Here is a 14147-nt window from a genome sequence, read left to right on the forward strand (position 1 = left end):
TGATATGACACTACAACAGAAAATAATGAATGCTTTCTTAGGTAAAGTGGTTCGTAAAGATTTGGCTTTTCTTGTAAAGGGAGGGCTCCCTGTACCTACATACGTATTGGAGTATCTGCTTGGGCAGTATTGCGCCTGTGATGACGAAGCAACCATAGAAGAAGGTTTGGAAAAAGTGAGACAAGTGATCCAAGATAATTATGTGCATCGCGCGGAGTCAGAAGTCATTAAGGGTAAAATCCGTGAGCAGGGTTGCCATCGTATCATTGATAAGGTGACTGTTACTCTCAATGAGAAAGCGGACGAATACCAAGCTCATTTTGCTAACTTAGGTCTTACTAATGTGCCTATTGGCACTCAATATGTGACAAACAATCCCAAGCTCTTATCTGGAAATGGTGTTTGGTGTATCGTCACTATTGGCTATATATCAGGCGAAGATATTAAAGTGCGCTGGGAAATTCAAACCCTGAAGCCTGTACAAATATCCAATGTGGATGTTCAAGATTATATAGATAAACGCAAGAACTTTACCACGGAGGAGTGGTTGGACTTCATGATGCATACCGTTGGGTTGAACCCCGACACCTTAAATCGTCGTGAGAAGTTTATTACGTTAGCTCGTCTACTCCCTCATGTTGAGAATAATTTTAACTTTATGGAATTAGGACCTAAAGGAACCGGTAAGAGTCATGTCTTTCAGGAACTGTCACCATACGGTGTTTTAGTGAGTGGTGGTGATGTAACCAGTCCCCGACTGTTTGTCAAGATGAGTGGTAATAAAGAGATTTTAGGATTGGTAGGCTATTGGGACGTAGTGGCTTGGGATGAATTTGAGCAGCAAAAAGGCCGCGCCGTAGATGCGGTATTGATTGATACCATGCAAAATTATCTGGCCAATAAGTCATTCAACCGCGGTAAGGGTACGCATGAGGCTTCCGCTTCTATTTGCTTTGTGGGTAATACGAAGCACACGGTTCCTTATATGCTAAAGAATAGCCATCTTTTTGAATCAATTCCTACCTCGTTTATCAAGGGAGCTTTTTTAGATCGTATCCACCTCTACAACCCGGGTTGGGAGATTAGGATGCTGAAGAAAGATAGCTTCTCAAAAGGATACGGTCTGATTACCGATTACATAGCAGCCATTATGCACGAACTGCGCAATAAAGATTTGACCGCATTATTGAAGGATTATGCTAAGTTTGATGGTTCCCTGTCTGAACGTGATCACTTGGCCATCCGGAAAACATTTTCCGGTATGGTGAAGTTGATTTATCCGGATGGTAACATGACGGACGAAGAGGCATTTGAGTTGATAGACTTTGCTGCCGAAAGCCGTAAGCGTGTCAAAGACCAGTTATATATTGTGGATGAGACATTTAATGCAGAGCCTGCCAAGTTCAGATACGTGCGTGAGAAAGATGGTGTAGAAATTAATGTGGAGACTCTAGAGAAGGTGAGTAATGCACTTATCATCCCTAACAATATTCACCAAGAATCTACTATTATGGCAAATTTGGATGATAGCGATATTCCGCTTTTCCAAGAAGGAACTGAAACAACAATGCAAGTAGAGCCTTCTTCAGAACGACAGTCTCGCAAAAGATTCATTCCTTTACAGGAAAAGAATCAGTTCTTCCGTTTAGGACAGACTGGGGTCACTTATCAGTCTCTCTTTGCCGAATATCTTAAGGATGCAACTGAAATCACGATTGAAGACCCGTTCATCCGAACAAGTTGGCAAGTAAAGAATCTCATGGAGTTTCTGACGATGCTCATTGATACCCGCGACGTAGATGACCTTAAAGTGCATCTGGTGACCAATGAAGAAGAAGATAAGTTACCTGATCTCATAGATAAACTGGATGACATAAAAAACGATATGATTGGCTATGGCATTGAGTTTGATTATAATTTCCGTGAATTTCACGATCGTTGTATCAAGGCCGACAATGGTTGGGTAATTTCAATGGGGCGTGGACTTGATATATACGAGAAGTATAGTCCGTATTCTGTTGCAGCCACTCGGCCGGATAAACGTAAATGCAAAGAGTTTATGGTTACATTCACTAAGGATAAATAGATAAATATGAGTAAACTAAGTAAGTCTTTTTAAAGAGTCTGTTGCTTTTCATTTTGATGTTTTAATAAGATTGACACTTTTTCTTATTCCCTAGGGTACAATTTACTTTGTTAGCTACTTCTTTCGCAGGAATTATCTTGACTTACAAAGAAAGAACCAAATCTGCTAAAAGAACAGCTGTTTCTGATTCATTTTTTTGTGCATCTTTGGGCTTCCATGCTACAACGAACCGTACAGATGCGGATTTCACCTTATAACCTCTTTCTTCCCACTCTGATAATGTGTCTTGCATTTTTAATGATAACCTTGCTACAGGTTTATTAGTTGATGAGCTATACAAAAAGAAATCATTATAATTCAAAGAATCCCCACCTCTTAATGCTAAAACTTCCTGCTTACGTTCTTTGAAGAATCCTAGATAGACATCTTTATGTGAGAGCTGTAGTACGATTTCTTCGGGCATGTCATACTGTCGTTGGTCGACAAAATATCGATCTGTACTTAAACGATTAAAGCAGTCACCGTTCGTGTGTATAAACAGCCGGTTTTTCGCACGAGTTATTCCTACATAGTATTTGCGCATCAGATAGGCATCTTTTGAATAATTATCAGATACTAGTATATACACGTCGTCAAACTCTCTACCCTTGGCTTTATGAATGGTTGATACCACTACTTCTGCTCCTGAAACATCACAAAAGTCTTCCACCGATGATTCAAATACAAACTCTTTGAAGTCACAGAGGTATTTTGCTTTGTTGGTTTGTTCAAACTGCTCTACACAACGCTTTACATATGTCAGACTTAGACTACCATCATAAGCAGAAAAGGTTGCATGTTTGGCTTCCTCCCATAATTCTTCTGGAATTAGAGGGGTTTTTGCTCGTTTGTCTATATACCGCAAGAGATACCTTATTTCGGCCATATTCCAGAAGCGCAAACCGTCCATCGACTGTATTAATTTGCTATTTATGCCATGTTTCCGCAAAAGAGCCATCAGGATAACAGCCTCTTCGTTTGTTTGGGTGAGTACACACGAAGTGCCTTTGTCTTTATGTTGAAGTAATTTTTCAACGAGTGGCTGATACATATACTTTGATTGATGGCGTGTTACTTCGACCCAACCCTCTTCTTTTCTCATGGAGATAATTGGCGTACTTTTTATTCTTTTATCAATGGTTCTCAAGAATCCGTTGGCAAAATTCACCGGATGGTGTGCACTGCGGTAATTTTCGGTCATCTCGACAAATTTACTTCCGTTTTCTTGTGTTAGTCGGTACATATAGTCGGAATCAGATCCACGGAATTCATAGATGTTTTGGTCATCATCTCCCACTGCTATCACACGCATTTCTTCGTTGTTGGCCATCAAGGCCCTTAACAGTGCATATTCTTCGACTCCCATATCCTGAGCTTCGTCTATGACCAGTACCGTCTTGCCTATTTTGTTTGGCTCTACTTCTCCTTGACAGATCATTTCGGCTGCTTTTGCAACGACACTTTTTGCATCTTCAAGATTTCCTATTCGCCCCAAAAGGTCGAAACAATAGGAGTGGAATGTCTTTATTTCAATAAAATGGGCTGCATTGCCTATCAATTCCATGAGTCTCTGTTTGAATTCAGTAGCCGCTGCCCTTGAAAATGTCAACATCAGAAGTTGCTCGTGTTTTACGTCTTCAAGTAGCAGAAGTGAGGCAAGTTTGTGAACCAATACTCGTGTTTTCCCGCTGCCTGGTCCGGCTGCAACCACAATGCAACGTGAATCCTTATCGGAAATAATCTCCATTTGACGTTTGGATAGCTGCCCGAACAACTGCTTGTATTTTTGTGGCGTCAAGTTACGTTGTATTTCGCTTACTCTGTCCCCTTTGAAGTATTTTGTAACAAACTTCCTGTAATCCATTTGGAAATAGTCTTGAACATATCGCAGGGCTGTATTGTAATCCCTAACCATCAGATTAGCATATTCGCCCACAATATGTACTTGCTGAATCTTCTGTTTGTAGAATTCGTTGAGCATCCGGTAATCATCCTGCTTGTATCTTGATTTGTTGTCCTTTATTCTTTGGATATTCATGGCGTTATAAAGAACCAGGAAACCGCCTTCAAGTTTTAGTGCACCAATTTTTGATAAGTACAGAAGTGCTTCTTCCACGTCTTCCAATTGAATGTCATCAAGTCCGCCGAAAAGGGATTGGGGGCTTGATTTTATTTGATTCAGAAGTTCTACTACAGAAAATTGGATAGCCTTATTGGGTGAATTTCCCGTTTCCGTATCTGAGGCGATCCTGTATAGCCATTCTATGGCGAAACGACTAATTTCCAATCGTTTTTCAAAACGCTTGATGGTTGATTCCAAGTCTGCCTGACGACTTATTTCTATATTACGAACCGCATCCTCTTTTTTGCGGGTATAGCCCTTGACGGTGAGGAAATAGAGTAGTGTCCGAATATCTTTTTCTTTGGATGTATTGATCCCGTTGTTTACTGCATTGTCATTCAGTTGCTTGCATGATATTCGCAAAGACTCGTCAGGAATATGGTTGAGGATATATTGTTCAAGTTTTGCAAAACGTTCGAGGAGTGTTTGCGACTTTCGTTCCGAGTCACCTGCATCCAGTAAATAAGCAGATATATCTTTGCTGTCTGCCAATATGCCTTCTTGTCGCATTCGTTCCACTACGGATATAACTTCTCTTTTGCTTATTCCCAAAATGTCTGCCAGATAATCAATCCGCGACTCTGCTTCTGAATCTTGGGCTTTGGCAATGTGTTTTTGGGATATCAATGATTTGATGATTCGGACTGCCTTTTCTATTTCGTCACGGTCGAAGAGCAATGACATTGATATGCGCTTTCTTGCTTCATCCATATTCTTTACCGTGATGCCTGTGGCATATACGTGAGGCACATTATTTCCTCTTATCAAGTATCCACTTTGTTCCAAAGCTGCTAATGCTGTTCGTACACGGGTTTCAATATCAGATACCGAATCGTCCCATCCTGCCTGCCGGGCAATTTCCAATGCAGAACAGCTGACTTTCATACGTTGTCTGGTAAGGTCTTTTATGGCTTTCCATACCTGTTGTATTTCACTGATGCTTAGTTTTGTTTGGTTCAATAGTATAAAATGCTTGTCCAAATCATTGTCACTATAAAGCACATAACAACGCGCGCTGAGGCTGGGATCACGACCGGCTCTACCTGCTTCTTGAACGTAGTTCTCCAGCGAATCGGAAATGTCATAATGTACCACAAGACCGACATCTTTTTTGTCGACTCCCATACCAAATGCAGACGTAGCCACGATGATGTGTACTTGGTCATTCATGAATGCATCTTGGTTGGCAATTTTTTCATCTGATTCCATTTTACCATTGAAAGGTAGTGCCTTATAACCGTCACGAGTCAATTTGGTTGCCAGTTCTTCAGTCCGTTTGGTACGTGATACGTAAATGATTGTCGGACAATTGGATTCAGCCACAAGTTCTCTTAACTTTAAATATTTATCATTGTCACTATCGGCATGTATGACGGAATAACGCAGATTTGTTCTTGAGGCTGTTGATGCGAATAATTCTAAGTCTAAATTCAATGTTTGTTTGAAATAGTCGCAGATGTCTTGTACTACTTTTTGTTTTGCCGTAGCCGTAAAGCAGGATACGGGTATTGGATTCTTGCATTTTTTCTTTTGCTGGTATTCTCGGATGAATTTACCTATGTAGAGATAGTCAACCCTGAAATCCTGCCCCCATGAAGAAAAGCAATGCGCTTCGTCTATCACAAATCTTACAACGTGGCGTGCTATCAATATTTTCTCGATAGTTTTTGAACGAAGCATTTCGGGAGATATATACAAAAGTGAGGCTTCTCCGTCTTGTACTCTTTGTATGGACAGTGCTCTTGTGATGGGGTCTAACATTCCATTTATGGTCACGGCATCCGTGATGCCTCTGTCGGCAAGGTTGTCTACTTGGTCTTTCATTAGTGACTGTAAGGGGGAGATAACAACCGTAAGCCCGTGTACAGAACGTCCTGCCATGAGTGCTGGTAACTGGAAGGTAAGTGATTTGCCTCCACCAGTAGGAAATATCGCCAACAACGATTTGCCTTTTACCGCAGCTTGAGCTGCTTGTTCTTGCAGTGGCTCGCCTTCGTATGTTCGAAAGCGTTCATATCCGAAAAATACTTTTAAGTTATGAAGCACGTCCAGTTGCGTATTGCAGTAGTCACAGCCTTCCCGGCAACTGGTGTGGCGCAGGAGTTTTACAATAAATTCCACTTCCGGATAATTGTAAAGTACCCATCCGGGAGTGATGGAACGGTAATCAGTAGTATCAATTAGAGCCAATGCGTATGCCAATCCGCATGGATATTGTTCGATGAGCATGTCAAGGTCAGCATGTTGGCAAATCTTTCCTGCATACAGTTTTTTTATAAGTTCAGGTATTCCTTCATTGATATACTCCGCATTCATTATGCGGAGAAATCCCTCAAACTCTTTTTTGCCCTTTAGTAGCGATGCGAATAGTATGCGCTTTTCTTTCGGCAATGAATTCCAGCATGCTATTTCGTCCAGTAACAAGTCGTTTGCTTTCTTGCAATCGTTCACCGGATTGTTCATCTGTTCACTAATCAGTTTGTCATCTTTCACAAGCCTATGGTAAGGGCGTTCCGGGAACAATAAAGGCGAGACATAAAGTGTATCAACTAAAATCCAGCGGCATGTTTTATCCGTGAACAGATATTTGGCATCATGATGAATGATATTGTGACCGCAGATGTAGTCTATATCACAAAGAAAACTAAACAATTCATCTTTGGAAGTTTTATGGAATGTCGTGCCATCATGTAGGAGTGCCCCTATATCATGGATTTTATGATCTTTCAAGCCAACTTCAACATCTACTATGGCATAGTTTGGGGCACTAAATGGTACAGATGTAATTTTATTACCGATGGCATTGTTTCTGTCCTCAGTTTTCTTGATTCCTATAAGTTTGCTCCATATTGACATATATTCAATATAATAAATTGTTTTATAATTTGAATTTGTTATGTATCTACATGGTTTTCTTATTATTGTTCGAGTACAATAACTCAATATCACATACAAAGGTAAGGATAAAACCGAAGAATCTGTTAAAATAACCGCTTTCTTTTGATTTTTATGCGTTTACATCCCGTTGTTTATGAATATCATATTTTTGTGGGCAAGAACTGTTGTTGCTTGTGAATGCTTATTTTCGGATTTGCGTTATATTTGCAACACATGTACGCAAGTCGCTAATAGATATATCATGTTGATTTTGAAGAGGTGAAATAAAATTGCTGAATGACTATTATTCTATATCGGAAAGTTCAAAAAAAAGTCCGTACGTCTTTTTTTTAGGGCGATTTGTCGAATAAATTTTCTGGTAATGAAAATGTAGCTTATCTTTGGTATAACCAAATAACATGTAATGGGTATGAGAACAATTTATCTTCTATTATTTCCCTTGTTTTTGTTTTTTATAGTATCCTGTACTGAAGATGAAGTAGATCCTAACTTTTCGATAGAGAATGTCGGAGATGTCGTGATGGGTTCGGCTAAAGGTTCGCAGGTAACAATCAGTTTTACGAGTACCCGTGAATGGAAGGCGAGTACAGTTGCGGATTGGTTTACAATCGCTCCGGTTTCGGGAGAAGCGGGTACGTGCAATATTACGCTTACTGCTATCAGTGAGAATATAACAGGAAATGTACGTACAGCAACACTTACATTAACTTCTGGGACATTGACGCAAGACATTACCATAGAGCAGGAATCGGCAGAATTTGTGAATCTTGAGCAGAATATATATAATGTATCTGTTGAAGGTGGGGAATTGGATATTAGATTCTCTACGAATATAGCTGAAGATGAATTGTTGATTTATGGTTCTTTGGGTACTGGCACTTGGCTGACACAGGAGACAAAAACTCGTGCATCCTCTTCCTATATGCTTAACCTGACTGTATTGCCTAATACTGATGGTGTTTCCCGTACTGCCTATATCTACTTTGTGAAAGTAACTGATATGGAATCGATCGTAGTAGAGATGGTTACTATCATACAAAGGGGGGAAGTGGCTAGTGAATCTACTGATTATTCGTCAGATAAAAAAGTACGTGTTCTGCAAACAGCAAAGTTGGGAAAAGGGCTTCCTATTGTGCTTATGGGCGATGGATTTATAGATACTGAAATTAACGATGGAACTTATGATGCGGTTATGGACAAAGCTTTTGAGAATCTTTTTACGGAAGAACCCATCAAGTCACTTCGAGATTATTTTAATGTATATGCAGTAACTGCGGTTTCGAAACACAATATTTTTGGTACAGGATATGAAACAGCGCTTGGTTGTGAACTGGCGGGTGGAAACAGTACGGGGATTTCCGGTGAAGATAATGCTGTACAACGTTATGTACAATGCGTGGATAATATAGATATGAGTGAAACATTGGCTGTTGTAATTCTAAATTCTCCTGTGTATGCAGGAACTACTTATTTTGGTTATACTAATCAGACGAAAGTGGTTGAGTTTGCTATTGCTTATTGCCCGGTGATATACGATTTGCAAAGTGAAAGTTTCAGGCAGGTACTTGTACACGAGGCTGTTGGACATGGTTTTGCCAAATTGGAAGATGAGTATGCTTATCAGGAAAATGGGACTATTTCTTCTAAAGAAATAAAAAATGTACAATATCTGCAGACATTAGGATGGGCGCAGAATGTTGATTTTACATCCGATCCATCTCAGGTACTTTGGTCTGCTTTCTTGAATGATAATCGGTATGCGTCAGAAAAACTGGGAGTATTTGAAGGGGCATGTACTTATATAAAAGGTGCGTATCGTCCTTCAGAAGAGAGTATGATGAATAGTAATACCGAGGGATTTAATGCTCCTTCCCGTAAAGCGATATATGATAAAATAATGGAAAGAAGTTTGCGTAAACAAATGTCTTATGAGGAGTTTGCCGTATTTGATTTGCAGAATAAATCACAAACGCGCAGTACTAAATCAACAGTAGGACCAAGTAAGCCATTCACACGTCCTCACTTTGTAAATAGAATGTTAAATAACTAAAGCAGATGAGGCTGAACTTCAAATTTAGTTTTGAGTTCAGCCTCATCTGGACTTTATATGTAACGTATTTATTTTGAATCAGAACTTTATTGCAGTATACAGCCTGTACAGAAACATTGAAGCTGTTGTATAGTGGGTACTTTACTTTTGTATTCCATTCTGGCTTAGATACCAATTACGTTAAGTACAGTATTTTTCTAATCTTTTCCCGGTTGCCCACAATCCAAACGAGATCTCCTAATTGGAAAGTTGTGTCTTTATCCAGGGTAATCAGTTCGTCATTTCGTTCAATAGCTACAACAATACTGTCATGCTTCTCTCCTAAATGAGACTGAGCGATGGTCTGATTTAAAAAGCGGAATTCTTCGTCTACCGTGAAAGAGTGGAGAGTTATCTTTTTATCCACTGCATCCATATCTGATGTATTTTTTACATCTTCTATTCTATTTCTGAATTCCTGTAATTGCGTATCTGTACCAACTACTGTCAATTTATCCTGCGGATAGATGTGTTCAGAGCTTTTCGGTATATATATGTTCAGATCGCCACGAGTGATTGCGACGACATTTACTCCAAAATTTTGCCTGAATGAAAGTTCTCCTAAAGACTTGCCGATGTAATCGGAATAAGGCGATACGAGGATAGATGTCAAATCAAGGTCTTTATCATTGAATTCGCTATTGAAACTTGTTTTTAGCGGGTGCCGTTTTTTAGCTACCTCTTCCCGTCGGTTAAGATTGGCAAGGAATCTTGTTTCCAATCGTGAATATTGCGTGAGGTCTTCCCTAAGAATAAGAATCAATGCTACCACGGCTATGGCAATAATCACACTTATTCCCCAGTTTAGTTTAAAGTAGCTGATGACTACACTAGTGATAAAGAAAAGAGCAACAGATACACGTCCCAGGACCAGGGAAACCAGGCGTCCGTGATTGTAATTCTCGTCTCTCCATAGCTTCAGGAATAATTCCGAAGAGTTGTATTTGTTGGAGATGAGCGCCCATAAAAAAGGAGTCATAAGTAGAAGAGTACCCAGACACATCACCAGGTTGATCCATACAGTGACAGGAGCAAACATTTCGCTGATGGCGGGATAAATGATTTGTATCGACAGCAGCCAAATAGCAGTGAGCAGTACGCTATAGATAACAACTCTCCCAATCATGTTTTTTAGTAATTTCTTCCAGTCACTATCGTGGTTCATGGTCTTCTTGCCGGAAGCATAACGATCTAATGTCTCCTGTACTTTAGTAGGCAATATTTTGTAAAGCCATTCGGCAAAAGGATTGGCTAAACGGATAAAGTAAGGAGTCGTGAAAGTGGTGATAACAGATACAGCCACAATGATAGGTGAAATAAACGGATCAAGCACTTTGAGCGAAACACCCAGTCCAGCAATGATGAAAGCAAACTCTCCGATTTGTGCCAGGCTGAATCCGGATTTGATGGAAGTATTCAGTGGTTCTCCGGATAAGAGTACGCCAAACGAAGAGAAAATGGCTTTGCCGATAATGGTAACCAGTGTAATGATGATGACAGGCCAGGCGTATTCTACCAATACAGCCGGATTCACCAGCATACCGACCGAAACGAAAAAGATAGCTCCGAAGAGATCTTTTACCGGTTGTATGATATGTTCGATATGTTCGGCCTCGATGGTTTCGGCAAGGATAGATCCCATGATAAATGCTCCTAGCGCTGTTGAAAAACCTGTGTAAGTAGCCAATACCACCATTCCCAGACAAAGACCGAGAGAGACAATCAGAAGAGTTTCGTTATTCATCAACTTCTTTGCTTTTTTGAGAAAGGCCGGAATAACGAAGATACCTATGAGAAACCACAGGATTAAAAAGAAAACGACCTTGAGCACACTTATCAGCAAATCTTCACCCACAAAGTCTTGACTCACTGCCATTGTGGAAAGAAGCACCATCATTAAGATAGCAATCAGGTCTTCCACTACCAGAGTACCGAATACGATACCGGTAAAACGTTGGTTACGCAATTCCAGATCATTGAAGGCTTTGATAATGATTGTAGTGGACGACATAGACAACATTCCCCCCAGGAAAATGGAATTCATTGTGCCCCATCCTAATAATTGTCCCACCAAATATCCAATGAGCAACATACTGATTACTTCGGTGATAGCCGTTATAAAAGCTGTGGAACCTACATTCATGAGCTTCTTAAAACTAAACTCCAGTCCGAGTGCAAAGAGCAGGAATATAACACCTATTTCTGCCCATATATTGATATTCTCAATATCTCCCACTGTAGGGAAAATATTAATATAAGGACCTGCCAGCAATCCGGCAATAATGTAACCTAAGACTAAAGGCTGTTTTAGCCATTTGAACAACAAGGTTATGATACTGGCCGATATTAATATCAGCGCAAGGTCGGCAATCAAAGTTGGCAAGTGTGACATTAGATGTGGGTTTATTTATTATAACATTCCTGATAGATAATATGTTTCCATCTATAAAAAGATGGAAACAATATAATAAATAGCTGCAGCTAAGAGTCCACTGACTGGAATTGTAAGAATCCAGGCAGTCATGAGGCTTTTGGTTACTCCCCAACGAACGGCAGAGAGGCGTTTAGTTGCACCTACTCCAATAATCGCTCCTGTGATAGTATGTGTGGTACTAACGGGGATTTTCAACATTTCCGTAATGTAGAGAGTGAAAGCACCTGCTGTTTCGGCAATCACTCCTTCCAGTGGGGTTACCTTGGTAATTTTTGTTCCCATTGTTTTCACTATCTTCCAGCCACCGGACATCGTACCGAGTGAAATTGCTGTGAAGCACGAAAAAGCAACCCAGTCGGGAAGGTCATTGATGCTGTTGATACCCATGCCCAATCCCATTGAATGGCCGGCTATCATGGCAGCGGCAATAATACCCATTACTTTCTGTGAATCGTTCAAGCCATGTCCGACGCTGAAGAGGGCGGAGGATACGAGTTGTAACCTCTTGAACCATTGCTCGGCTGTGTGGGGATGTGCGCGTCGGCAGATGTAGAGGACAAACAGGGTGAAACCGAAAGCAATGACCATTCCGATAAAAGGAGCCAGAAAGATAAAGGCTGCAATTTTAAGAATGATGTTAAGCTGAATTGCTTCAAATCCGTTTGCCATAATGGCAGCTCCTGCAAAACCTCCGATAAGGGTGTGTGAGGAAGAAGACGGAATCCCTTTCCACCAGGTAACCAGGTTCCAGGTGATAGCCGCTATAACTCCTGCTAATATAATGGGCAGGGTGATATATTGCTCTACCACAGTCTTGGATACTGTATTGGCGATACCGAATCCACCTATTATATATTTGGCAATGAAAAAGGCTACGAAATTGAAGAAAGCAGCCCATATTACAGCTTGAAAGGGAGTAAGCACTCTGGTAGATACGATGGTAGCTATTGAGTTTGCTGCATCGTGAAAGCCGTTGATATAATCGAATATCAGAGCCAGAATGATGATAGTCACTAATAATTCCATGTGTTCCGGCTTGCTTTATGCGTACTTTACAATCAGATTTTTGAGAATCTTGCCTACATGCTCTGCGGCATCGGTCGTTTTTTCCAGTTCATGCATGATCTCCTTTATTTTGATAAGTTCAATGCAATCTTTTTCCTCTTCGAAAAGTTTGGTGATAAAGAATTCATATACATCATCTGCCTGGTTCTCGATTTCATGCAGTTTGGAACAATATTCACGGAGAAGGGTCGGTTTCTTACGGAATGTTTCGAGTTCGTCCATGGCTTTGCATATATAGATCGCTTCCTCCTGAATCAAACGGCTCAACTCTTTGCCATTCTCTGAAATAGGACGGGGATTGTAAATAGAGATTCGTTTGGCACAACTGTTTATTCCGTCAATGACGTCATCCATGCAGGAAGCTAAGTCATGAATATCTTCGCGGTCGAAAGGAGTGATAAAGGTAGTACCTAATTCATCAAAAATCAGGTGTGTCAGTCTGTCGCCTTCCCGTTCCAGGTCTTTGATTTTTTTGTAGTAGTCCGAACGTTCTGTAGGTGAGTCATGTTGCAAGCTTTCTATTAAAACAACTGATGCTTCGCAGAGCACTTCTGATAGCTGTTTCAGTAAAGGGAAAAATTTGGGCTCCTTTGGAGTAAACCGGCTAAAAAAAGAATTTTTCATAAGTGTAAAAACTTTAAATTGTTTTTTCTTCTCTATTTATATTAGTAACAAATAAATACAGATTATAGTTTGCTATTTTTGAGATTTTAGTTTGGCACGTACTACCTCTATGATGGCAGGCAATACAGAGATAAATATGATGGCTACAATCAGTAACTTCAGGTTTTCCTGTACAAACGGAAGGTCGCCGAAGAAATAACCAGCATAACAGAATACAGCAACCCAGACTGCACCACCAACTAAATTATACATCATAAAATAGTAGTAATTCATTTTTCCCATTCCTGCTACGAAAGGTGCAAACGTGCGTACTATCGGGACAAACCTGGCTAGAATAATTGTTTTCCCACCATACTTTTTATAGAACTCGTGTGTTTTCTCCAGATAACTTTGTTTGAATATCCTGGAGTTGGGATTATTAAACAGCTTTCGACCGAAGAAATGTCCTATCATGTAATTGCAGGAATCGCCTAATACGGCAGCGGCAAATAAAATAATGACAAGTATATGCACGCTGATGGGCATATCGGGTAATGCTGAAATGGCTCCTGCAACGAAGAGTAAAGAATCACCGGGAAGAAAAGGAGTGACCACTAATCCGGTTTCACAGAAGATGATAAAAAACAAGATGGCGTATGTCCAGGCATGATAATCACGCACAATCATCACCATATATTGATCGATATGAAGTATAAAATCCAATAAAAAGTCCATTTTATATACTTTGGTTATTATTGTAATGAAAGAATGTTATAGGCTTCCAGACCATAGTGAATTCTTTTTTCACTCA

The 14147-nt window shown here is 40.2% G+C and carries 7 protein-coding genes; 2 read left to right on the forward strand and 5 right to left on the reverse strand.

Features of this window, described 5'->3' with window-relative positions; translation table 11 throughout:
* Positions 1–4: 4 nt before the first annotated feature.
* Positions 5–2086, forward strand: coding sequence for a BREX system Lon protease-like protein BrxL (brxL, locus tag NQ505_RS12900; RefSeq protein WP_009000714.1), 2082 nt, complete (start codon positions 5–7; stop codon positions 2084–2086).
* Between the two features lie 142 nt (positions 2087–2228).
* On the opposite strand, the gene NQ505_RS12905 is transcribed toward brxL, so the two are convergent.
* Positions 2229–7103 (reverse strand): RecQ family ATP-dependent DNA helicase, encoded by a 4875-nt coding sequence (locus NQ505_RS12905; RefSeq protein WP_009000715.1) that lies wholly within the window; start codon positions 7101–7103, stop codon positions 2229–2231.
* Positions 7104–7548: 445 nt separating this feature from the next.
* Between NQ505_RS12905 and NQ505_RS12910 the strand changes: the two genes are divergently transcribed.
* Complete coding sequence (locus NQ505_RS12910) at positions 7549–9195, forward strand: M64 family metallopeptidase (RefSeq protein ID WP_032853846.1); 1647 nt, start codon at positions 7549–7551, stop codon at positions 9193–9195.
* 175 nt (positions 9196–9370) lie between these two features.
* Here NQ505_RS12910 and NQ505_RS12915 read toward each other — a convergent pair whose 3' ends face one another.
* The 4 genes from NQ505_RS12915 to NQ505_RS12930 form a co-directional block, all read right to left on the reverse strand.
* Positions 9371–11626 (reverse strand): cation:proton antiporter, encoded by a 2256-nt coding sequence (locus NQ505_RS12915; protein ID WP_009000717.1) that lies wholly within the window; start codon positions 11624–11626, stop codon positions 9371–9373.
* 51 nt (positions 11627–11677) lie between these two features.
* Positions 11678–12694 carry an inorganic phosphate transporter gene (locus NQ505_RS12920; RefSeq protein WP_004305685.1) on the reverse strand — a complete coding sequence of 339 codons (1017 nt, stop codon included), beginning with the start codon at positions 12692–12694 and terminating at the stop codon, positions 11678–11680.
* Between the two features lie 15 nt (positions 12695–12709).
* Positions 12710–13357, reverse strand: a complete 648-nt coding sequence (locus NQ505_RS12925; RefSeq protein WP_004325331.1) for a DUF47 domain-containing protein — start codon at positions 13355–13357, stop codon at positions 12710–12712.
* A 72-nt stretch (positions 13358–13429) separates the two neighbouring features.
* Positions 13430–14071 carry a DedA family protein gene (locus NQ505_RS12930; RefSeq protein WP_009000718.1) on the reverse strand — a complete coding sequence of 214 codons (642 nt, stop codon included), beginning with the start codon at positions 14069–14071 and terminating at the stop codon, positions 13430–13432.
* Positions 14072–14147 lie beyond the last annotated feature (76 nt).

The organism is Bacteroides sp. D2 (genome assembly GCF_025147085.1).
In the GTDB taxonomy this organism is placed as follows: Bacteria; Bacteroidota; Bacteroidia; order Bacteroidales; family Bacteroidaceae; genus Bacteroides.

Coding starts and splice junctions, on each gene's coding strand:
- NQ505_RS12930 (WP_009000718.1), bottom strand. CDS start 14,071: ATGGACTTTTTATTGGATTTTATACTTCATATCGATCAATATATGGTG.
- brxL (WP_009000714.1), top strand. CDS start 5: ATGACACTACAACAGAAAATAATGAATGCTTTCTTAGGTAAAGTGGTT.
- NQ505_RS12925 (WP_004325331.1), bottom strand. CDS start 13,357: ATGAAAAATTCTTTTTTTAGCCGGTTTACTCCAAAGGAGCCCAAATTT.
- NQ505_RS12920 (WP_004305685.1), bottom strand. CDS start 12,694: ATGGAATTATTAGTGACTATCATCATTCTGGCTCTGATATTCGATTAT.
- NQ505_RS12915 (WP_009000717.1), bottom strand. CDS start 11,626: ATGTCACACTTGCCAACTTTGATTGCCGACCTTGCGCTGATATTAATA.
- NQ505_RS12910 (WP_032853846.1), top strand. CDS start 7,549: ATGGGTATGAGAACAATTTATCTTCTATTATTTCCCTTGTTTTTGTTT.
- NQ505_RS12905 (WP_009000715.1), bottom strand. CDS start 7,103: ATGTCAATATGGAGCAAACTTATAGGAATCAAGAAAACTGAGGACAGA.